The sequence below is a fragment of the Paenibacillus sp. FSL R5-0475 genome (genome assembly GCF_038004585.1).
Taxonomy (GTDB): Bacteria; Bacillota; Bacilli; order Paenibacillales; family Paenibacillaceae; genus Paenibacillus_AQ.
This window is the reverse complement of the sequence record NZ_JBBORK010000001.1, coordinates 2,114,968-2,137,802: the sequence shown is the minus strand read 5'-3', so window position 1 is coordinate 2,137,802 and position 22,835 is coordinate 2,114,968. Positions and strand designations below refer to the sequence as shown.

The 22,835-nt window shown below is 41.6% G+C and carries 23 protein-coding genes; 20 read left to right on the top strand and 3 right to left on the bottom strand.

The window, feature by feature from the left end:
- Positions 1-163: 163 nt before the first annotated feature.
- The 8 genes from MKX41_RS09255 (at position 164) to MKX41_RS09220 (ending at position 10,555) form a co-directional block, all read left to right on the top strand.
- Complete coding sequence (locus MKX41_RS09255) at positions 164-1,831, top strand: spore germination protein (protein ID WP_076283627.1); 1,668 nt, start codon at positions 164-166, stop codon at positions 1,829-1,831.
- Positions 1,832-1,868: 37 nt separating this feature from the next.
- Positions 1,869-2,972 (top strand): GerAB/ArcD/ProY family transporter, encoded by a 1,104-nt coding sequence (locus MKX41_RS09250; RefSeq protein WP_076283628.1) that lies wholly within the window; start codon positions 1,869-1,871, stop codon positions 2,970-2,972.
- The gene (locus tag MKX41_RS09245; RefSeq protein WP_076283629.1) at positions 2,965-4,155 is read left to right on the top strand and encodes a Ger(x)C family spore germination protein; all 1,191 of its coding nucleotides are present in this window, start codon (positions 2,965-2,967) and stop codon (positions 4,153-4,155) included. The genes MKX41_RS09250 and MKX41_RS09245 overlap by 8 nt, the downstream gene beginning before the upstream one ends.
- A 190-nt stretch (positions 4,156-4,345) precedes the next feature.
- The gene (locus MKX41_RS09240) at positions 4,346-5,719 is read left to right on the top strand and encodes an extracellular solute-binding protein (protein WP_340969814.1); all 1,374 of its coding nucleotides are present in this window, start codon (positions 4,346-4,348) and stop codon (positions 5,717-5,719) included.
- A 76-nt stretch (positions 5,720-5,795) separates the two neighbouring features.
- Positions 5,796-6,689: a carbohydrate ABC transporter permease gene (locus MKX41_RS09235; RefSeq protein ID WP_042188566.1), complete on the top strand. Its 894-nt coding sequence runs from the start codon at positions 5,796-5,798 to the stop codon at positions 6,687-6,689.
- Between the two features lie 17 nt (positions 6,690-6,706).
- Positions 6,707-7,531 (top strand): carbohydrate ABC transporter permease, encoded by an 825-nt coding sequence (locus MKX41_RS09230; protein WP_042188564.1) that lies wholly within the window; start codon positions 6,707-6,709, stop codon positions 7,529-7,531.
- 77 nt (positions 7,532-7,608) lie between these two features.
- Positions 7,609-9,390 (top strand): cache domain-containing sensor histidine kinase, encoded by a 1,782-nt coding sequence (locus MKX41_RS09225; RefSeq protein ID WP_340969809.1) that lies wholly within the window; start codon positions 7,609-7,611, stop codon positions 9,388-9,390.
- Positions 9,371-10,555: a response regulator gene (locus MKX41_RS09220; RefSeq protein WP_340969807.1), complete on the top strand. Its 1,185-nt coding sequence runs from the start codon at positions 9,371-9,373 to the stop codon at positions 10,553-10,555. Before MKX41_RS09225 ends, MKX41_RS09220 begins: the two co-directional genes overlap by 20 nt.
- Before the next feature lie 75 nt (positions 10,556-10,630).
- On the opposite strand, the gene MKX41_RS09215 is transcribed toward MKX41_RS09220, so the two are convergent.
- A complete protein-coding gene (locus MKX41_RS09215; protein WP_340969804.1) occupies positions 10,631-10,948 on the bottom strand; it encodes a DUF4190 domain-containing protein in 318 nt (105 codons plus the stop codon).
- Positions 10,949-10,972: 24 nt separating this feature from the next.
- The gene (locus MKX41_RS09210) at positions 10,973-11,752 is read right to left on the bottom strand and encodes a GNAT family N-acetyltransferase (RefSeq protein WP_340969803.1); all 780 of its coding nucleotides are present in this window, start codon (positions 11,750-11,752) and stop codon (positions 10,973-10,975) included.
- Between the two features lie 175 nt (positions 11,753-11,927).
- Here MKX41_RS09210 and MKX41_RS09205 point away from each other — a divergent pair, with 175 nt between their 5' ends.
- Together MKX41_RS09205 and MKX41_RS09200 are read left to right on the top strand one after the other, a co-directional pair.
- On the top strand, positions 11,928-13,151 hold the full coding sequence (locus tag MKX41_RS09205; RefSeq protein ID WP_340969800.1) for an MFS transporter: 1,224 nt from the start codon (positions 11,928-11,930) through the stop codon (positions 13,149-13,151).
- A complete protein-coding gene (locus MKX41_RS09200) occupies positions 13,148-13,672 on the top strand; it encodes a GrpB family protein (protein WP_076283636.1) in 525 nt (174 codons plus the stop codon). The genes MKX41_RS09205 and MKX41_RS09200 overlap by 4 nt, the downstream gene beginning before the upstream one ends.
- Positions 13,673-13,683: 11 nt before the next feature.
- Here MKX41_RS09200 and MKX41_RS09195 read toward each other — a convergent pair whose 3' ends face one another.
- Positions 13,684-14,547 carry an AraC family transcriptional regulator gene (locus tag MKX41_RS09195; protein WP_076283637.1) on the bottom strand — a complete coding sequence of 288 codons (864 nt, stop codon included), beginning with the start codon at positions 14,545-14,547 and terminating at the stop codon, positions 13,684-13,686.
- A 254-nt stretch (positions 14,548-14,801) separates the two neighbouring features.
- Here MKX41_RS09195 and MKX41_RS09190 point away from each other — a divergent pair, with 254 nt between their 5' ends.
- The 10 genes from MKX41_RS09190 to MKX41_RS09145 all read left to right on the top strand — a co-directional run bounded on the left by MKX41_RS09190 (position 14,802) and on the right by MKX41_RS09145 (position 22,816).
- Positions 14,802-16,100, top strand: a complete 1,299-nt coding sequence (locus tag MKX41_RS09190; RefSeq protein ID WP_340969797.1) for an alpha-glucosidase/alpha-galactosidase — start codon at positions 14,802-14,804, stop codon at positions 16,098-16,100.
- 130 nt (positions 16,101-16,230) lie between these two features.
- A complete protein-coding gene (locus MKX41_RS09185) occupies positions 16,231-16,908 on the top strand; it encodes a succinylglutamate desuccinylase/aspartoacylase domain-containing protein (protein WP_340974854.1) in 678 nt (225 codons plus the stop codon).
- Positions 16,909-17,069: 161 nt separating this feature from the next.
- Positions 17,070-17,450, top strand: coding sequence for a GntR family transcriptional regulator (locus MKX41_RS09180; RefSeq protein WP_042188506.1), 381 nt, complete (start codon positions 17,070-17,072; stop codon positions 17,448-17,450).
- On the top strand, positions 17,447-18,316 hold the full coding sequence (locus tag MKX41_RS09175; protein WP_340969795.1) for an ABC transporter ATP-binding protein: 870 nt from the start codon (positions 17,447-17,449) through the stop codon (positions 18,314-18,316). Before MKX41_RS09180 ends, MKX41_RS09175 begins: the two co-directional genes overlap by 4 nt.
- Positions 18,309-18,944: an ABC-2 transporter permease gene (locus MKX41_RS09170; protein WP_340969793.1), complete on the top strand. Its 636-nt coding sequence runs from the start codon at positions 18,309-18,311 to the stop codon at positions 18,942-18,944. The genes MKX41_RS09175 and MKX41_RS09170 overlap by 8 nt, the downstream gene beginning before the upstream one ends.
- A 17-nt stretch (positions 18,945-18,961) precedes the next feature.
- Entirely contained in the window at positions 18,962-19,600 is a 639-nt protein-coding gene (locus MKX41_RS09165) for an ABC-2 transporter permease (protein ID WP_340969790.1), read from the top strand.
- 83 nt (positions 19,601-19,683) lie between these two features.
- The gene (locus tag MKX41_RS09160; RefSeq protein ID WP_042188498.1) at positions 19,684-20,781 is read left to right on the top strand and encodes a HAMP domain-containing sensor histidine kinase; all 1,098 of its coding nucleotides are present in this window, start codon (positions 19,684-19,686) and stop codon (positions 20,779-20,781) included.
- A 146-nt stretch (positions 20,782-20,927) separates the two neighbouring features.
- Positions 20,928-21,350, top strand: a complete 423-nt coding sequence (locus tag MKX41_RS09155) for a MarR family winged helix-turn-helix transcriptional regulator (RefSeq protein WP_231573276.1) — start codon at positions 20,928-20,930, stop codon at positions 21,348-21,350.
- 26 nt (positions 21,351-21,376) lie between these two features.
- Positions 21,377-21,601, top strand: a complete 225-nt coding sequence (locus MKX41_RS09150; RefSeq protein WP_042188496.1) for a DUF896 domain-containing protein — start codon at positions 21,377-21,379, stop codon at positions 21,599-21,601.
- Between the two features lie 276 nt (positions 21,602-21,877).
- The gene (locus MKX41_RS09145) at positions 21,878-22,816 is read left to right on the top strand and encodes an alpha/beta fold hydrolase (RefSeq protein WP_340969786.1); all 939 of its coding nucleotides are present in this window, start codon (positions 21,878-21,880) and stop codon (positions 22,814-22,816) included.
- The last annotated feature ends 19 nt before the right edge of the window (positions 22,817-22,835 follow it).

The window sequence follows — 22,835 nt, the reverse complement described above, 5'->3', positions numbered from 1 at the left end:
TTAATCGAGACGCCCGCTTATGCGGGCGTCTCTTTATGTTCGGACGCACAGCAACGTGTATCTCCTTGCGCCGATATAGACTTTCCTCCTATTCCATAAGTTGTATAAAAACAGGGCAGGCAGAGAATAGTATCTAGAAGATTCCTATTAAAGGATGATAACGATGTGGTCTAAAATAGTCTCTTATATTCCAGATTGGACAGTTTTTATGCAGGCAGCCATCACGCTGCTCTTTCCCATAGGGTTATATTACCTTTACAAGCATTTGTATTTTTATGTTGGAAGCGGACGTTCCAAGGAGTCAGGAGCTGACTCTCAGGAGGAACATAAGAAGGCAGACAATGAGGGAGTAAAACAGCAGCAGGGTGCGTCTACAGTGTTTACGCAAGATTATGATGCCGACCTAGCGGCGATAAGAACGGCCTTGGGGGGGAATAGTGATGTGCATTTTCGTGAATTTTCAGTCAAAGGTATTCAGGCACGTGCCGCATTGGTCTATGTGGAGGGCATGCAGGATGAAGAGCTAATCAATCAACAGGTGTTGCAAAATCTGATGTTTGCCGGTGAAATGCAAGCTTCGGAAGGAATATACACCTATATGAAACAGACTATGCTCCCGCTGGCTCAGCTTAGTGATGCTAGAGATTTGGACCATCTGCAGGAGTCTGTCCTGTTTGGATACACTGCACTGATTGTCGAAGGCATGCGTGAGATGCTTCTGGTGGGCTTTCCACATGGAGCAGTGCGCGCAATAACTGAGCCAACCTCGGAAGCTTTACTGCGGGGACCCCGGATTGGCTTTACCGAAGTGCTCAGTGAGAATACATCTATGCTACGGCGCCAAGGTCTTAATATGAATCTGGAAATGAAAATGGTTGAAGTGGGTAGCGAAATCAAGAAGAGTCTAGTTATCGCTTATATGAAAAACATTGTAAATCCTGATCTGCTACAGGAAGTGAATGAACGGATCTCCAAAATTGATATGGATTTCATTCTGGAATCTGGCTATGTGGAGCAGTTAATCGAGGATGATTATTTAAGTCCGTTTCAGCAAACACAGAATACGGAAAGACCCGATCGAGTGATTGCCTCTTTATTAGAGGGGAGAATTGCAATTTTGCTGGACGGCACACCGTTTGCACTCATTGTTCCAGTGACGTTCAGTATGCTTTTACAGTCTCCCGAGGATTACTATGAGCGCTGGTTTCCAGGTACCCTTTTAAGGGTGTTACGGTTTTGCGCATCATTTCTGGCTCTGTTAGCCCCTGCGCTTTATATTTCCTTTATCTCCTTTCATCCGGGACTAATTCCTACTCAGCTGGCCATTTCCATAATTGAAGCACGCCAAGGTGTACCCTTTCCTGCTTTAATTGAAGTACTGATTCTGGAGATTTCCATTGAAATCTTACGTGAAGCTGGAATTCGTCTGCCGAAGCCCATAGGTCCGGCAATGGGAATTGTCGGAGGTCTGATCATTGGAGATGCCGCGGTACAGGCCGGTATTGTAAGTCCATTTCTAGTAATTGTCGTTGCAGTGACAGCGATCTCTTCGTTTTCCATACCGATGTACAGTGCCGGCATTACCCTCCGGATCTTACGATTCGCAGGCATGTTATTTGCAGCGGTCCTGGGCATGTACGGAACCATCCTGTTCTTCCTGCTGATTTGCAGTCATCTGACTCGCCTTTCAAGCTTCGGGGTGCCTTACATCACACCTATCTCGCCCTTTCGGGTAAGTGACTGGAAGGATTTATTTATCCGTGCACCCTTATCCATTATGAAGCGAAGACCGGAGATGCTGAAGACCCAGAAGAAAAATCGCAAATCCTAGAGAATGTATTCTTGCAGGAGCAGGGGGGGAGACCACAGTGTTCAAACGTACGGATGACAAGATCACAACCTCGCAAGCTGCCATAGTATTGACCAATTCAATGCTGGGTGCCGGAATTTTGACCTTGCCAAGAGATCTTGTCAAGGCTGTACAGACTCCTGATGCCTGGGTTTCTGTGGTGCTGGGTGGTATTGTCGTGTTTATAGTGATAATGGTTATGGTGAAGCTTAGCCAGCAATTTCCAGGTAAAACTGTCTTTCAGTATTCTAAAAAAATTGTTGGAAATCTTCCAGGTGGTGTACTGAGTTCTTTGTTGATTCTGTACTTTATTGTGATTGCGGGCTTCGAAATCCGAGTACTGGCGGAAGTAACGTTGTTCTTTCTTCTGGAAGGGACTCCAATTTGGGCGATTGTGATGCCGTTCATCTGGGTAGGCACCTATTTGGTGTATGGGGGGATTAATTCCATTGCCCGTGTGTTTCAAATTGTGTTTCCGATCAGTATCTTTATTCTGATTATTTGTTTTATCTTAAGCTCCAGAATATTTGATATCCATCATTTACGCCCTTTTATGAGTGAAGGCCTGATGCCGGTCATTCGGGGGATGAAGTCGGGCATCCTGATCTTTACTGGATGTGAGGTTGTTATGATCATGACGGCCTTTATGGAGCATCCGCAGGAAGCGGTTAAAGGGATGATGGTCGGATTCTGTATCCCGTTGGTACTGTATTTGGTAACTGTTGTGATGGTTATTGGAGGTCTGTCCATCAATTCTGTAATCACCAGTACCTGGCCTACGATAGATTTGGTACGAAGCTTGGAAATTTCAGGATTCTTTTTTGAACGATTTGAATTTCCTTTGTTAGTCATATGGCTGATGCAGATGTTCTGCAATTTTTGCAGTTTTTTCTTTAATGCGTCACTTGGAATTTCGCAAGTGTTTAATCTGAAGATCCATCCGGTTATGTTCGCCTTAATGCCTGTAATTTTCATCTGCACGATGATTCCTCAACGCATCAACGATGTCTTCAGTCTTGGTGAATCGATTGGCTATATGGGTGTGCTGATTTTTATGTTGTTGCCACTGTTATTGTCGATCGTATTACTGATCAGGAAGAAAGGACTCAAGCAGAATGTTTAGACAGAGGGTAATACACTTACTAATAATATTCATGATTCTGCTTACGCAGCCTGGTTGTTGGAGCAGTAAAGAGATTGAAGACCTGAGTGTTATTACGGGATTGGCGCTTGATAAGGGGGAACCTAGAACGCTCGAACGGGAATTTGAGGAGCGTGGAGGGAGCTACCCAAAGCATAATAAACTTACGGCAACCGTACAAATTGTGCCTGAAAGAACAATCGGGAACTCCGGTAAAGAAGGCGAAAAAACCAAAACCCATTTTTACAATATTTCAGAAACAGGGGATTCTCTGCTTGAAATATTCCGTCAGTTCTCCATTCGCAAGAACCGTCCGATTATAGGCCATCACCTTAAGGTTATCGTCATATCAGAGGATTTAGTGCAAAAGGCGAAGATCAGACAGTTAATGGATTTTGTACTCCGAGATAACGATATCCGTCCCAGTTGTCTCATATTTCTTAGCCAGGGGCTCGCGTCCGATTCGCTTATGACGACTGAGGAGGAGATTCCTTCCTTCCGGCTGGTGGAGATGGTCCGTAACAATTTCAGAACCAGTAAAGTTATGAAGGGCATAACGCTATCGAATCTAGATGCGCTTATGTACTCCAAGCAAAGCTTTGTGTTGCAGAACGTTATAGAGGCACATGGTGAGATCAAATTTTCCGGAGCCGGTATAATCAAGGGAGATACAGGACATTGGATCGGAAATCTCGACCAAAATGACGTGGAGAGTATTGCCTGGATCAAGGGGGATATAAGAGGAGGGAGTCTCAAAGCATATGATCAGTCGAACGAGTCGATTACTTATGAGATTAAATCCGTTAAGAGTAAGATTACGCTGAAAGAGACCGATGATAAGAAGATATCATTTCATGTTGCAATTGAGTCCACTGGACGCCTAATAGAGGATTGGAATGTTGATGCGCATTCCTCGGATGTTGATTATTTCAAAGAACTAGAGAAGATATTCGAAGAAAAACTAACCCAACAAATCAATGCTCTTATCAACAAAATGCAATCCACTTACAAAGTGGATGTAGCAGGATTCGGAGATTGGTTCAGCATTAAAAAGCCTCATGTCTGGAAACAGATTAAGGATCATTGGGACGAGGAGTTTACTCGGATTCCAGTGACCTTTGATCTAAAGCTTAAGATTACCGATTTTGGTACAACTTCTGATTGAACGAATTTCCAGACAGAATATCGAAAATATTGTTAATCGAAGCACCCCAATTAGCGGGTGTTTCGTTATGTTCGGACATATATTGTATTTTTCTAGAAAAAACAAACCATATATCTTAAATTTGACACCTTGTTGAAAGCGCTTAACAGTACAATAATAAGCCTATAACGAAAATAGGGGGCGTCAAACAATGGTCAGCAAAAAAATGAAGGCAACTTCAACAATTGCGTTATCAGCAGCTTTGGTTTTAAGTATGGCAGCGTGTGGAAATTCAAACAACAACGAGAGTAAAGGCGCTACAGAGTCGAAAGGAAATACAGCTACGAATGCTCCAGATGCCGGAACTACAAAAACCGAAAGCGGTAAGAAGGTCACGATTACTTTTCAAAATATTTACCCGGATCCAGCAACACCTTCTTATAAGATGCTTCATGAATTAGTTGACCAATATGAAAAAGAAAACCCTAACATTCACATCGAACTGGATACTTTAAATACGGACCAGCAAAAGGTCAAATTGAAAACACAAGCCGCTTCCAAAGAAATCCCTGATATTACGATTGTTAACCCGGCTGCACAAATGAAACCTTTCGTTGATGCAAAGCTGTTTGCTCCTCTGAATGACATGCTGGATCAAAATGGACTGAAAGACACTTATCAATCCGGTCTACTTGATTACTACAGCTTCGATGGTAATGTTTATGCGCTGCCAGATGGTAATAACATCGAGGTAGTCTACTATAATAAAGAACTCTTCGAGCAAGCGGGCATCGCAGACACTCCTAAAACATTCGATGAATTACTCCAAGATGTAAAAACCTTGAAAGCAAAAGGCATTACGCCAATCGCGATCGGTGAAAAAGATTCCTGGACGGGTTCATTCTTGTTCATGAATATCCTGCTTCGCACCAATGGAGGCCCTGGTTTCCTTCAAGACGTACTTGATGGCAAAAAAACATTTGAAGATCCTGCTTTCATAGAAGCTGTAGATCGTTTCCAAGACCTCGTGCAAGCAGGTGCATTCCCAGATGGAGCAACTTCCATCGATGCTAATGCAGGTGGTAATATCTTCAAATCCGGTAAAGCCGCTATGTGGGTTATCGGTTCATGGGAAACGGGTGCAATTGACGCATCCTCAGTTGCTGGTAAAGCAGGAGCCTTTCAATTCCCAAGTGTTAATGGTAAGGGGGATCCAAATGAATTCATGCTCGCACCAGGTAGCGCCTTTGCGATTTCTGCAAACAGTGAGCATTTACAAGAAACGAAAGATTTCTTGAATTTCTTCACACTGAATCTTCCTAAAAAACAATTTGAACTTAAAAATGCTGTAGGGATTGGTCAAAAAGTGGATGGAGACCTGAAAGGCGCAGGATATTCTGATCTGGCGATCAACATTTCAGGATTGTTCAATCAGGTTAAAGGTGGCGACTTGGCCTTTGACAACACCATGAACCCAGCTACCGCACAAGTCCATCTAAGCAGTATCCAAAATCTTTTTGTTCAAAAAGTGGATTCCGCTCAAGTAGCTAAAGAACATCAAACCGCATTTGAAGCTAATAAATAAGAAGGTTTTGAAAACGCGATGCGAGGGTGCTTAAACGCTTCTTCGCATCGTGTTTACATTCTAGGGGGCGGAAATAATGAAGGTACTAAAGGTTCCAGCGCGCACAATCGCCGTCTTCGTGTTACCTTGCCTGCTTTTGTATGTGTGCTTGGTGTTTGCTCCTATACTAGTATCCTTTTATACAGGATTGCTGCAATGGGACGGAATTACGACTACGAAAACATTTGCTGGACTTGCTAATTTCAAAGAGATGTTTTTTCATGATCCAGTGTTTTGGCCATCTGTAAAGAGAACGTTACTCTATGCTGTGGCTTCCATGGTGGAAATTCCATTTTGTTTATTGATGGCTATCCTGCTAAATCGGTACGTGAGAAAAGGAAACACTTTAGTTTCTATTTACTTTACACCGGTTATTTTGTCGGTGGTTATCATTGGGCAGCTCTGGAAAACGATCTATGACCCTGTCTCCATGGGCGGGATGTTGAATGGCGTCCTGATCTCTCTTGGGCTGGATAGCTGGACTCATAATTGGATCACAGAACCTAAAATTGCGATGTTCGCGCTTTATGCAGTATCTCTTTGGCAATATTTTGGCTACCATTTGCTGATTCAATATACCGGTGTTCAGAATATTCCAGATGAGCTGTATGAAGCGGCAAAGATTGATGGGGCTGATGGATTTAAAGCCGATCGATATATTACTTTTCCACTGATTATTCCAATCTTTAAAATATCTATCGTACTCGCCTTTATAGGGTCTTTGCAGGCTTTTGATCTCGTTATGGTCATGACAGCCGGTGGACCTGCTCACGCTACAGATGTTATTTCTACACATATGTACAACAGTTCTTTCTTATCCTTTAAATATGGATATGGTAGTGCTATCGCTTCGTTCTTGGTCATACTGTGCCTTGTGTTTACTGCTAGCATTAATACTATCTTTAATAAGCTTGAGAAAAAATTCAGTTAGCAAAGGAGTGCGCGATCATGCGGAATGTCAAGAAAGGACTCGTGTATCTTCTCTTTGCGATTCCTGTCGTTACCCAGCTATATCCTCTGCTATGGCTAATGCTCTATTCCTTGAAGACCAATGAAGAGATTTTGGGAGGAAGTTTTTTCTCATTTCCTAAAGTATTTCAGTGGCATAACTATAGCGAGGCTTATAAGTCCGGTAGCTATTTAAAGTATTTATCTAACAGTGTAGTGGTTACCGGTGTAACGATGATCTTCGTCATCCTGCTTAGCTCGATGGTAGCTTACGCGATCTCACGGTTCCGTTGGCGTTACGGCAACTTGGTCATGACGATCTTCTTAATGGGGATGATGATTCCCATGCAGGCCACCTTGCTTCCGCTGATGATCATTTTCAAAAATATGCATATTCTGAATACACACTTATCGCTCATATTGCCTTATGTAGCTTTTTCAACCCCAATAGCGGTGTTCATATTAAGTGGCTTTATGAAGAGCATTCCGCATGAAATTGAAGAATCAGCCTTTATTGATGGGGCGAGCGTATATCGGATCTTCCGCACGATCATTCTTCCTGTATCTGTACCACCTGTAATGACTGTATGTATTCTAACGTTCATCAACATTTGGAATGAGTATATCTTAGCGGCCACCTTCATTTCCTCCGAGAAATTGAAGACCTTGCCCTTTGGCGTGTACACATTCGTTAGTCAGTATTCTGTAAACTATGGGAATATCGGTGCATTTCTAGTGATGGGTGCGTTACCCGTCATTTTAATCTATTTCTTCTTATCCAATCAGATTACAAAAGGAATGGTGGCGGGCGCAGTAAAAGGATAAATCTATATTGCAAATTACAATAATGGAATTATAATGAAGAAGCAGCAGGACAGATGAGTTTGAGGAGGGAAGCCTTTTTGAGAAACAGCTTTCATTCCATCCACCATCGATTGTTTTTGCTGTTTCTTTTTTGCATGTCTAGCATTCTATTAATTGTGAGTCTGCTCTATTACAACCGGACAACCGTACAGTTTCATGAGAAAATAAGTGATTTGTCGCAGAAGAATGTCGCTCAGACAGCGGATCTATTCAGCTTACTGTACAAAGGGTATGATAGTCTCTCTAAATCACTCAGCAATAACTTTGAATTGATACGTTTGATTAATGAGACAAGCACAGAGCCCGCGGTAGCTTACATCAATGAACAGACGATTACCAATATTTTAGGAGCTATATTTTATTCTCGGGATGATCTCGTAGGTATTCATGTCATTACAGATAAAGGTAAGATCTATAATTACGGAAACTATATGAATGTGGTTGATCCCGAATATATGAAGGAAGATTGGTACCATCAGCTGCAAGCTTCCTCCGGTAAAATGGTCTGGCTCGGCGTCTATGAACATTCTCTTATCGATCAAGTGGAGGATAGTCCTGTGTTTGCCTTCGGACGTCAGATTTACGATCTCAATGAGCACAAACCGATTGGCATTGTTCTGTACGAGACGAATCCGAAGCCTGTTCTGGATGCGCTGGATAATGTGAAGCTGGGTGAGCATAGCCAGGTGTATTTAATGTCGCAGGATGGACGATTCGTATCCTCTGCCGAAGATCAGGAACCTGATTTAACTCAGCTCCCGTCTTTGCAGAACTCCCAGAATGTTGTGGTCGAACAGACAGCCAATCGTCTGCTTGTCGCTTCTAAACTGTCCTTCTCTGGTTGGTGGGTGCTTAGTATCACTCCTAATCGCGACCTAAATGTAGAGTTGGTAGAGATGAAACGTTATCTGTTCATTGTATTTTCGATTCTTGTTCTCGTCTCTACTTTGATAGCTTCTATTGTTTCACGAACGATTTCTTTGCCGCTTAAAAAGGTGATTCGAGAGATGAAACAAGTGGAGATCGGTAATTTTCGGGGAATGGTGAATGTTTCATCTTATCAAGAGATTAATATTCTTGTTGCTTCGTTTAATCGGATGGTTCGCCGAATCGAAGAACTAATCGAGCGGGTAAAACTATCTTCCGTTAGTGAGAAGAATGCTGAGCTTCATGCCTTGCAATCTCAAGTGAACCCACATTTTCTATACAATACTCTGGATATGATTTATTGGATGCTGGATGAGGAAGGGAATGAGCAACTAGGTGAACTTGTTCTCTCGCTATCTTCGATGTTCCGGTACAGCAGTCATTGGGAAGTTGATGTAGAAGTCACGCTAAGAGAAGAACTGGAACAAATCGGGCACTATCTAAATATTATTTCTATCCGACTGGAAGGTCGTCTACGGATTGAGATAAATATAGATGAACGATGGCTTGAGGTTCGCCTTCCCAAGATGACTGTACAACCGGTCATTGAAAATGCTGTAAAACATGGCTTGGAATCGCTCGATCGTCAAGGTATTTTGAAGGTGAGTATACTTGAAGAAACTGGATTGCTGAATATCGTCGTTCAAGATAATGGCAAAGGTATGGATGCAGAGAAGCTGAATGCGCTGGTGGAATCCTTGGATCGACCTACAACGAAAGAAAATGGAAAAATGGGGATCGGTCTTCAAAATCTGCATCGGCGGCTCCAGCATATGTTCGGAGAATCCTATGGTCTTGTGATTCGAAGCTTACCTGGAGAAGGAACCGTGGTTGCTATTATGCTGCCGATTCCGCAGGAAGGAGAGCATAGTCGTGAACATTCTCATAGCTGATGATGAACGGGTGATCCGAGAAGGCATTAAGCGCACTATAAGAAGTATCTATCCAGATTATTGTGTACATGTTGCTGCGTCGACAGAAGAAGCTGTCAAGATTATGGAGGAACAGTCCATCCATATCGTCTTAACAGATATTCTTATGCCCGGTATGAATGGTCTAGAGTTCATGAGGATTTCTAAGCGGCGGTATCCTTATGTCAAATGGGTGGTCATCTCTGCACACAGTGAGTTTGCCTACGCGCAGGAGGCAGTTCGTCTTGGAGCGAGAGATTATCTACTTAAGCCGATCGGTAAAAGCAAGCTACTTGAGATTATTAGTAACTTATCGCTAGAAATAGAGCAGGATCATAAGCTTATTAAAGATGAAGACCGATTAAGGTCAAGTCTGAAATATTTAAGAGAAGGTGTATTTCAGAGGCTCGCTTCTGGTTTTAATCTCGGTAATTTAGACATCAGCCAATTAATAGAAGACCATCAATATTTCTATTTGATTTTGCTGCAAATGGATGCGGGTGATAAAAACATTCGGATAGAACATTTTATTGTAGAGAATGTGTTAACTGAGCTGATAGAGCGGGACGGGAGCGGGTTTGTGGTCAGTTATGACCGACAGAGTCTGCTGGGATTAATCACCTTAAGGGAAGAAGCAAAATTAGAATCTTTTCTGGAAGATGGGCGGACCTATTTGAAGCAATATTTAAGAACACCTTTCCAAATGATCCATTCCGGACTTAGCTACGATATAAATACTGTCCCTCAGATCGTAACGAGCTTAAGAGAGGCGGTGAATTCGCAAGTATTGGATTTAACGCCAGCGAAAGGTAGTGGCGAAAAAGCAATCGACATCGCATTGCAATATGTAAAGGAACACTATTACGAAGACCTTACTTTGGAAAAGATTGCTTCCGTTGTATTTCTGAATCCGGTCTACTTCAGTCAATTATTTAAACAGAAGACGGGTCAAGGCTATAAAGAATATGTGACATCCTTACGATTGGAGCAAGCGAAGCTGCTGCTAGTAAACTCGAAGCTTAAGGTGGCAGAAATCGCCGAACGTATTGGATATCAGGACATGCGACATTTTACACAGATGTTCCGCAAGCGGTTCCTCGTAACTCCTACGGAGTATCGTCAGCAGCTTAACAACGGAACCTACTGAATTCTGTTCATAGGAAAGGAAAAAGGATCTCTGCAGCCATTAGGTTGGCTGTAGAGATCCTTTTTTTTGTGTGGATCAGTAGGGGGTGTAACTTGCTGCTGCGTATATAAAAATAATGAATAATAAAATTAATATGGCGTAAAGTAGAGTGCCGACAATCCCGCATACCAGACCCGCAATAGCTAAGCCTCTTCCTTGCTCATACCGAATCCGTATTTCTTTAAGGGATAGGGCAGACAGAATAACCGCTACAATCCCTAACAAAAATCCGATATAAGGAACAATTATGGAAAGCACTCCTAAGACGAAACCAGCAATTGACTTGCCATTCATCGGTGTTGGTGGAGGCGGGGGAGGATAATAGTTTTGATTCTCGTTTGGCCCATAACTCATGCATATCACCTCCTATCAAACGTGTTATTGGCTGTAGTTAATCCAGTGTTCAAGCTGTACACAAGGAACGAGTCCAATAGATTCAGCTAGTCTAATGGAAGCTTGATTTGTTTCAAGCACATGATAGCGTGGAATAAACCCTCGTTCTAACGTTTCTTGTATGGCGGTTTGGACCACCTTTTTCGCATATCCGTTTCTTTGAGAGGATTCTAAAGTATGTACAGCGCCGATTTCCCAGATGGTTTCTTCATTACGGAACGCTAAGCAGGTACTGACCGGATTGTCGTCTAGGAAAATTGACACGGAAAAAGCTCCGTTTTGAAAATAGTCTACTATTTCGTCTTTCGTGTAATGATTAGCGGCCCACAGCGGAATTAAACTGTCGTCAACTACATGACTGATAACAACATCTTCGTCCTTCGGATAGATTTGTCCCTCAGCTGTACTGTATGAGTAGAACCCCCGGACTTTCTCCATTGAAAAATGTGATGATAATGCCTCTTTATAGTTCACGTCTTGCAGTTTAAAAACAATTTTTGCTTGCGGAGGCAGGAATTGAAACAGAGCCGGAAATACATCTGGGCTGCTGTAATCCATAAATACGATGTAATCCGCTTGAGGATATACTCTATGATCATATGCGTACGCTGAAGCAGGAAGAAGCAATAAAACACCCCATTGATTTCCTTGCTCCACAAGATGAGACTCCATGACTTCATGGAATGAGGTTAGCATTTTTAATAAACTGACATTCTTTAACGGTTCTTTGCGCAATCTGGTTATAATTCGGTCATTCTGGTGCATGTTATTTACTCCCCGCTCAATATATTTCAATATAAATTGCACTTATGCAGATCATTGTATTTAAGATAATTATTATATCGCAGAAATACGTCAGCTTGACAGTGACTGCTATAATGTATTAGGAAAATAAAGCTTGCTGTTTATGCAGCATACGTAATCGGAGGCACAGAATTTCATGACACAATCTATCACACCCGCTGCAGTTCGTGTAGGAGGAGGCCTAACTAAGCAATTCATACTTATTTTAGCCATTGCATCAGGTTTAAGCGTTGCAAATATGTATTACAATCAGCCCCTTTTGGCCGATATAGGACGAACATTCCATGCATCCTCTAACGCAGTAGGATATGTATCGATGCTTACTCAGATCGGTTATGCGCTTGGGATGTTATTCTTTGTTCCGTTGGGCGACATCCGTGAACGAAGAACACTAATATCCGGACTTCTTATTGCTGTATCACTGTCACTTGTTGGTTTCGCTACAGCTCAGAACCTTATTTGGATGTATATCGCCAGTTTTTCTATTGGCATAACTACGGTCGTGCCGCAGGTCATCATTCCTCTCTCGGCGGAGCTCGCTTTGCCAGAAGAAAGAGGTAAGGTTATTGGAACCGTAATGAGCGGGCTATTTTTTGGTATTTTGCTGGCAAGAACAATATCCGGAATTATAGGAGATATGTTCGGCTGGAGAGCCATGTACTGGATTGCCGCAGCTATAATGCTATTGTTATCCCTTATCTTATACCAACTAATTCCAAAGACGAAACCAGAAAATAATTCATCCTATACAGATCTACTGAAATCAATGGGGAATTTGATTCGCAGATATTCGACGCTTCGTGAAGCATCATTGATTGGTGCTTGTATGTTTGGTGGCTTCAGCGTGTTCTGGACTTCACTGGCTTTCTTTCTAGAAGGTGAACCTTACCACTATAGTAGCTCTATCACAGGCTTGTTTGGGTTGATCGGTGTAGCAGGTGCTGCGGGCGCTCCATTTATCGGGAGGTTAGCTGATAGGATCGCACCGAAAAAGATAGTAGGTATACTACTATTGCTGACATTGATTGCTTATGGATTCTTCGGGTTAGCTGGATTTACAATTTGGAGCCTGATTGCCGGTGTTATTATTCTGGATCTTGGAGTACAAGGGTCGCAGGTTAGTAACCAAACACGAATCTATGCACTTGAGCCGGCGGCGCGGAGCCGAATAAATACGGTGTTTATGGTTAGCACTTTTACAGGTGGAGCTATTGGATCAACACTTGGAAGCTTTGCATGGCAGCATTGGGGCTGGAATGGCGTCTGTCTGATGGGTGGAATGCTAATTGTGGCCGCTATATGCATATGGATAGTCTATAGAGGAATTGAGAAGAAGACATTCAACGCAGGAGGTGCATGAGCATCGCTCAGAAGACGAAAGTCGTAGAAGTTGTCCCTTATGATCCAGAGTGGAAGGTAGAATTCGATAGAATAAAAGAACAGTTGTTATCTTATGTTGGCGACCTCATTATTACGATAGAGCATGTGGGGAGTACTTCCATTGAAGGACTCGCTGCTAAACCCATCATAGATCTTGATCTTGTAATGGATAGCTACGATGTACTCCCACAAATCATAGAACGTCTACAACAGCATGGTTATGAACATCAAGGGAACTTGGGAATCGAGGGCAGGGAAGCCTTCAAAAGACGTCAAGCGGACGAATTCATGAAATATCATCTGTATGTATGCCCTAAGGATGGAAAAGGGTATTTGGAGCATATCGCTTTTAGAGACTATCTCCGTTCAAATGCGGAAGCACGTCAAGCATATGCAGAAGTCAAACAGCATTTGGCGGAACAACATCGCTACGATATGGATGCTTACTGTGAAGGAAAGACAGCTTTTGTCACCTCGATTTTATCAAAAGCCATGAAATAACCCATAAGCAATCATATGCCAGATCGAAGATGGCTTCGATATTCACTGGGGGACATACCGCTCCACTTACGGAACTGCTTGGAGAAATATAACGCATCATTGAAACCGACCGAAGAGGATACCTGGTCGATGGTGAGCGTTCCTCCAAGCAGTTCCTTTGCTTTATCCATGCGAACCTTTAACAAATATTGCTTGGGTGACATTCCGATCTTTTGCTTAAAGGCCTTAGAGAGGTGTGCCCTATGATAACCAAGAGAGGATGCCATGTGGTCGATACTGATCTGTTGATGAAATTGGAGAGAGATCCAGCGGATCGCTTGATTGATCTGGCGGTCGATAACATCCGGTAATTGTGCGGATTTAGGGGTGAGCGAACTTATGTTCGCAAGACCGAATTTGTGCACCAGAAGGCGCAGCCACCCAGAAGCCTCCAAGCTTTCCAACCTTGGATAAGCAGACTGCTGAAAGGAAAAACGAATATGCTCATACAAGTTATGTATCTCTACAAGGTTATCTAAGTGTATTAACGGCTTGTCCGGTGTAATCCCCACTTCTTTAAATAGCTGTTGAACGGCTTCCCCTTGCAAGGCCACCCATACATAAGTCCAAGGCTGTTCCATGTCTGCCTGATAGCTGAATAATACCCCTGGGAAAATAACAAAGGTATCTCCTGTACCACATACCTGTGAGTTACTTCCACTCTGAAATATGCCTTTTCCATCTATTACGGTATGTATAAGGTAGTAATCGTGAACGGATGGCCCCATTTTATGTCCAGGAACCGGTTTGCCTTCACCGCTGAACAATACAGTCAGGTCGGGTTCATCTGGAGCAAGATTAAGCCCTGCTGAGAAATGATAATGCTCTGAAGCCATTTGCTTCTGACCTCCTATACATGATTTGAATTACAATTAGATTATAGGACATATCACTAAAATGCAACAAACATCCATATATGAATTGTATTTCTCCATACTCATTGAGACCGCTCTCATTTATAGTGAATAGTGAAGAGAGAGACGGATATCCTCTGACATTCTAGTGTTTATAAGGGGAATTCATTGAGGTTTTCTGAGTGGCTAGCGATGTCGAGACCGTAGAACTCACTACTTAAGGAGGAATATTTCATATGTCCAAAATTACATTTATCGGAGCGGGTAGTACTGTATTTGCAAAGAATGTTTTAGGAGATTGCATGAGAACTCCAGCCCTTCAAGGCTTTGAGCTTGCCCTATATGATATTGATCTTCAGCGCCTGAAAGATTCCGAAAATATGCTGAGTAATATAAAAGCAAGTAGTGGCAGTACTTGTATCGTGAAATCCTATACGGATCGTAAGGAAGCTTTGCGCGGAGCTAAATATGTGATTAATGCGATTCAGGTCGGGGGTTACGATCCTTGTACCATTACAGACTTTGAAATTCCGAAGAAATATGGCTTGCGTCAAACGATTGCGGACACGGTTGGTATCGGTGGTGTTTTCCGCAACTTACGCACGATTCCTGTCATGATTGATTTTGCTGCAGATGTGAGAGAGGTTTGTCCAGATGCTCTGTTCATGAATTATACGAATCCAATGGCAGTATTGACCAATGTGATGAACACTTATGGTGGTGTGAATACCGTTGGATTATGTCATAGCGTACAGCATTGTATTCCAGGCTTATTCGAGCATCTGGGAATGGATCAGACGGGTGTACAGGCTAAGATTGCAGGGATTAACCATATGGCTTGGCTACTCGAGGTTACGAAGGACGGAGAGGACTTATATCCGGAAATCAAACGCCGTGCTGCCGATAAGCAGAAAGAACATCACGGGGATATGGTTCGTTATGAAATGATGCTTAAATTTGGTTATTATATTACGGAGTCTTCAGAACATAACGCAGAGTATCATCCTTATTTTATCAAGCGTAATTATCCTGAGCTCATCGAACGGTTTCAAATTCCACTCGACGAGTACCCACGCCGCTGTGTAGAACAAATTGAACGGTGGCAGCAAATGCGTGAAGAATTAGTAAATAATAAAGAGCTTGTACATGAACGTTCGCATGAATATGCGTCCTACATTATGGAAGCCATCGAAACGAATGTACCTTTCAAAATTGGTGGTAATGTTATGAATACAGGTCTTATCACCAATCTTCCGAAAGAAGCATGTGTAGAAGTTCCGTGCCTTGTAGACCGCAGTGGCGTTACTCCAACCTTCGTGGGAGATCTGCCTCCGCAGTGTGCCGCACTGAATCGTACGAACATTAATACACAATTGTTAACAATTGAAGCAGCGATTACTCATAAGAGAGAGCATATTTATCACGCAGCTATGCTCGATCCGCACACTGCCGCCGAACTGTCGATGGATGACATTACGAATATGTGTGATGAGCTGATCACAGCCCATGGAGATTGGTTGCCCGCGTATAAATAAAATTTCATATTGTTACAATTTTATAATTCTAAAGCCTGAGAAATCAGGCTTTTTTTGCTTATCTGTCTAGGACAACTGGGGTCCTACGGAATACAAATATATGGACACCTAAATGCGGAGGTGAAGCATGATGATCATTGAGAACTATACCTTAGCATCGTCCACATCCCATGCCACCCCTTATTACGTGATCAGTGGCGGGCTCCCTGGTCCTGTGTTTATGGTGGTGTCCGGCATACACGGAAATGAAACGGCAAGCATTCGTGCGGCGAAAAACATCGTGAATCACTTAAGACAAGGAGAACTATATATTTACCGTGGTACGCTTATTATTGTTCCCCTCATGAATCAAAAAGCTTATCGCAAACGAATTCGGGGCGTGCCCGATTTGAACCGAACGTTTCCGCGTACTCGGAATGGATCTGCCAAACATCCGTTATCCGTAGCCTTGCTTCAATTAGTACGGCGTTATCGCCCCACCTGGTACCTTGATCTCCATGAAGCGAACGGTTTGTCTCAAAGAAATCCGAAACGCCTCGGTCAGTCTATTATTATTAAGCCGGGGAGCCAAGGTACGGTTACGGCAAGACGTCTCATAAAAGACATTAATCGTACAATCGCTAATACTTCTTATCATTTTAATATCCGTTTACGAGAGCGCCCCGGCTCGTCACGTTCAGCCGTCTCCCGCATCATAGGAGCGAAGGCATTTACTGTGGAAACATGCTGGAGTCTTGATCGTGACCTTCGTATTCGCTATCAGATAGACATTGTTAGTCGCTTTTTAAGAAGTGCTGGATTGATGTGATGATGATTATATATGCTGAATGTCAAGCAAGCTGACCCTGAGTTCATAGGAATCGGCTTGTTTTTTGTGGATTTTGAAAGATCATTGACAACAATGAGTATAGTGTATATATTACATATATACATTGAACACACATAAACTAGGAGTGAGGGCACGAGTTCATGAACATATTGATATCCAACACTTCCGGTGAACCCATCTATGCACAGATTGTAAGTCAGATCCGCCAGATGATCCTGCAAGGAGAGTTAGTCTCAGGTACGCCTTTACCTTCTATTCGACTGTTAGCTAAAGAGCTGCAGATTAGCGTAATTACAACAAAACGAGCTTACGAAGAACTGGAGAGAGAAGGGCTTATCAATTCCATTGTGGGAAAAGGCTCCTTTGTTTCTGGTGCGGATCAGGAGTTTATTCGTGAACAACGGTTACGGATCATGGAGAACAAAATGAAGGAGATTATCGACGAGAGTAAAATGTTAGGGATTGATTTTGCTGAGTTCAGTGAGATGTTGAAATTGCTGTATGAGGAGGAGACAGAATGAACGATGTCATTCAATTGAATCAAATATCTAAAAAATATGGCCATTTTAGCCTATGCGAACTTACGTTCGGTATTAAGGAAGGGTATATAACGGGGTTAATAGGACCCAATGGGGCAGGGAAAACAACATTAATTAAAATGATGATGGGTATGGTACAACCCGACCAAGGAAATATCGAGATTTTCGGCAAAGAAACAACCGTAAAGAATGCAAAGTACAAAGAGCGAATTGGGTATGTTTCCGATGAGAATCACTTTTACGAGCAATTAACCATCGATCAGATGAGTAAGATGATTGCTCCCTTTTATAGTCAGTGGGATAAAGAGACTTATAGGAAATACATAGAGATGTTTAAGCTTTCCCCGCGGAAAAAGATTAAGGAGCTCTCCAAAGGGATGAAAATGAAGTATTCGCTCGCCATTGCTTTATCACACGGTGCAGACCTGCTCATCATGGACGAACCTACTGCAGGTCTTGATCCCATATTCCGAAGAGAACTGCTTGATCTGCTTAGTGAGCATATCCAGGATGAGAAGAAATCTATTCTTTTCTCCACGCATAACACGACTGATTTAGACCGGATAGCGGATTATATTGTTTTTGTGAATGAGGGGAGGTTAGTTTTTAATGAGATGAAAGAATCTCTCCCTAATAAATATATGCTGGTAAAAGGCAACAAGGAGTTGCTTGATCGGGATGTGCGGAAATGGTTCATCGGGCTTAGAGAGACGGAAGTTGGTTTCGAGGGTCTTCTGAACAATCGCTCTGAGGGCGAACGATTCTTTAGAGATCATGCCATATGCGAGACACCTACTCTGGAAGAAATCATGTATTTTACGGTAAAGGGAAACGCTTTGTATGTTTAATCTCTTGCTGTTAATTCGGAAAGACATTATTCTCCTGCGGAATTTCATTCCTTTATTTCTCTTGAGTATTTTGTTTGTTGCATATGTACAATTGGATAGCTCCAGTATGTTTGCTACCTTTCAATCTTTACTACTGCTCGTATACTCCTGTTCAATGGATGCGCAGAATAACAATACAAAGTTTGTTATTGGACTGCCAGTAAGTCGGCAAGAGTTTGTTTTGGCTAAATACTTATCACTGATTCCTTATAGTTTCATCGGTTTGGTTTGCTCTTTTGCTTTGTTTCTAATTTCCTTTTCATTTGGATATTCCATTAGCCCAGTGTATTGGATAGGGGTATCTTTAACGTTACTTATGATTCCTTTGACTGCGTCTATTTATCTGCCGATTCATTATTGGCTTGGATACAAAAACTATTACTTCAATATCTTTTTTAATGTAGTTATAACGATAACCACCATAAACGCTGGATCTTCACTCTCACATTCATCAGTTTTCTCAAAAATAACCCATTTAAAGCTGCAAGATCATCTGGTGCAGATAGGTTTGATAGGGATCGTTTATCTATTCATCTTGTACTTCTCATATAAGATTTCACTACGATTGTTTAGCAGGGAAGAGTTATAAGCTAAGGAGGACTTATAGTGTATCATTCATTTTATCTTATTCAAAAAGACTTCATTCTTCTGCGTAAATTTCTGATGCTGCTAATCCCTTTCTTTATTTTTATAGCTTACTCGAACTATCATAGCTTCAGTTTATTTACGCTAATGCCACCCATGCTGTTGTTGATAAGCTCCTGTTCTATGGATACTCAGCAGCTGACGCAACGGTTTCTCGTTAATCTCCCTGTGCGGAGACAAGAGCTTGTCCGTGCTAAATACTTCTCAATCCTTCCGTATGCTCTTGTTGGGCTGGCAGCAACTGCTTTTACCTATCTCCTGATTATTATGACAGGTAAAGAGGTAACCCCTCATTTTTGGCAAGAGGTTGGTATTGCGATATCTATTTTCCCACTCCTCGCTATGCTTTATTTACCGATTCATTACTGGTTAGGGGCTAAAGGAACGCAAGTGGTTAATCTCGTATTTATGATGATTATAATGGTTGGTCCGAACGTGATCGGCAGCTTGCTTCAATGGTTTCCTGACCTAGAGAACTGGCATAGCTCTGGAGTGAAGTCTAACTTTATTCCTTATATCATACTAGGACTCGCTTACGTGTTTTTACTCAGCTGTTCTTATCTCATTTCTTTGCGGATTTTTGAGAAGAAGGATCTCTGATGCTAATAATTTGAGATTTAGATTGAATTCATATACCATTATCTCTACAAAGATAAATACTGTAGGGGAAGGGTATACATCCAATGCCTAAAATGATTTATAGTTTTCGTACAAAAATGATTATGCTGCTGATGGCCAGTATGCTAGTATCCGGTGGGATAACCTTTTTAATCTATAAGGCGCTCCAGCGATATTATCACTCTGAGGTGAAATTTGAGAATCCACTAACCAAAGTTCGCTATGTAATAAGAGATATTGGAGATGTGAATACATTTTTAATTATCTTTATACCACTAGCCATTCTATTTTTCTTCTTATTCACTAAGCCGTATGCAAAATACTTCAAAGAAATCTCAAAGGGGATTCATCAACTAGCGTCAGGTGATTTCTCTGAACGAGTAGATATACCCTCCAAAGATGAATTTGGAATGATTGGTCATGATCTCAATCTAGCCATTGAGAATATGCAAGAAGCCATTGAGCGGGGAGACATTGCCGAGAGCAGTAAAGATCAACTCGTGTTGAACCTGGCGCATGATTTGCGTACACCCCTAACCTCGGTTATTGGTTATTTGGATTTTATTTTGAAAGACAATCAGTTAACTCCTGAACAGACCAGGCATTATACGACGATTGCTTATACTAAATCTCAACGTTTAGAAAAATTGATTGATGAGCTGTTTGAAATTACAAGAATGAATTACGGCAAGCTTAAGCTTGAGAAATCCTCGATTGATCTCAGTGAGCTTCTCTTACAATTAAATGAAGAATTATATCCAGTCTTTGAGAAAAATGGCCTAACCTCCAGATTGGATATGACACAACCTCTGATGATTTACGGTGACGGGGAATTGTTAGCTCGTGTATTTGAGAACCTTCTTACGAATGCGGCCCGATACGGAAACGATGGTCAATTTATTGATATTCACGGTTACTTGGACGCTAACGAGGTAGTCGTTGAAGTAATTAACTATGGGAATTGTATTGAGCCGGAAGAGCTGCCACGAATTTTTGATATGTTTTACACGGGTGATCGTGCACGAACACATCCAACAGGAAGTACGGGACTTGGCTTGTTTATTACTAAAAATATAGTAGAGCAGCATAATGGAACAGTATCTGCGCAAAGCAGTGTGGTGCGGACAATCTTTGAAGTGAGACTCCCGAGAAACAGTAATTGAAGACCATTTCTATATGATGAAGTACCAACCTAAAGAGGATTCGTTGGTGGGTGATATCTAAAAATCGTCCACCTTTGAAATCCTCTTAAAAACATGATATAATTAGCATGCTAATTAATTTGTAAGGTGGTTCGGGGGAAAAAGCTGTGATTGAAGATGAGATAAGAGAACTACTGGATAGAATTTCAGCGGAAATGCGTAGAGATTATGCAGCATTGCTTAGAGAATTTAATCTTCATGTGGGCCAAGAACAGTTATTATGCCGGTTATGGAGATCAGATGGAATGACACAGATCCAGTTAAGCGAAAGTCTGAATTGTGAGCCTCCAACTATTACGAATATGGTGAAATCACTTGAGAGTCATGGGTTTGTTGTTCGAAAAAGAGATCCTGAAGATGGCAGAGTAAGCCGAGTGTATCTAACTCCAGCCGGACGTAATCTTTGTGAACCTGTGGAACGTATATGGAATAAGCAATTGGATAAATTATTAACAGGAATTTTACCCGAAGAACGTTTATTATTAAGAAGGCTTATGAAACAGATGGTTGTAAATTTATTAGCAAGCTAATAAAAACTTAGAAAAGAGGAACATAGATGATTACCAGTTTGACTCGTATTAATGAACTAGCCAGGAAAGAACGTGAAGAAGGTCTGACAAAAAGTGAATGGGTGGAACAGATCGCTTTGCGTGAAGATTATCTGCGTGAAATTCGTGGACAAGTTCGTAACAGTCTATCGGGAGTAACGATTGTAGATCCTGAGGGAAATGATGTTACGCCTGAAAAAATTCGTTTATCGCGTAAAGAAACTTTGAACTAATATTATCTAATGAAGTGAATTTACACCTTTAGAATATCGTTGAATGGTCTTATGGGCTAATCAGCGAATATCTAAAGGTGTTTTTTTATGATATCAAATGGACGAAAGTGGAATCATATTTATAAAAGTTATCTTAACGGAAGCTTAATTTGATTTCGTTAGCTGATGCTGAAAGTTAAGGTTCACTTAAACTTGTGTTTCACAGGATCTAAGACTGGATTGTTAGAATGAAATGGACAGAAGAGAAGATATAAATATGTGGGGAGCGGGAAATACATGATGAAAAAGACATTTTTCTTTTTACTGAAAGCAATAGGAGTTATAGTCATAGCCATAGCGCTTTTTCTAGCCATTGTTTTTACTGTTAATGTGATCTGCAACAAAATCGAGAAAGGAAAAATTGAACCCTATGGTCAGCTTGTACCTGTAGATGGAAAAAAAATGAACGTCACGATTCAAGGAAATGGTGAAGAGACGGTAGTATTATTACCAGGATATGGAACTGCAGCGCCGGGTATTGATTTTAAGCCGCTTGTAGACGAGTTATCTCCATTTTACAAAGTGGTTGTGATTGAGCCATTTGGCTATGGATTAAGTGATATCACGGAAAAAGAACGAAGTACTGAAAATATAGTGAGTGAGTTACATGAAAGTTTACAACAATTAAATATAGACCGTTATATTCTGATGGGACACTCCATATCCGGAATTTATGCTCTAGACTATGTGAACAAATATAAAAACGAAGTTAGTGCATTCGTAGGGATCGACAGCAGTGTTCCGGCACAAGGAGCCGGCGATGAACTTCCAACAGCAGCCTTAAAATCACTTAAACAATCAGGTTTCTACAGATTGCTGGTTAAACTCTCGCCTGATCAAATCATTGCACCCGATGTTGATGATGAAACGAAAGAGCAAAATAGAATGCTTTCGCTTAAAAACATGATGAATCCGAACATCATCAACGAAGCAGATCATTTCTCAAGCAACTTCAAAGCCGCAGAAAACTTAAAGTTCCCTAAAGAACTTCCCGTGATGTTCTTCTTAGTAAAAGATAATTCGGATGTTGAGGGCTGGGCAGCTTTACATGAAGAACAGATCAAAGATTCCTTGCATGGGAAGATGATGATGTTTGAAGGCGATCATTATTTACACCATACTAAATCGAAAGAAATCGTGGAGAACTTCAGAAACTTCATGAGTGAGATAAAATAAGAGTGAATAAGAAAACGTC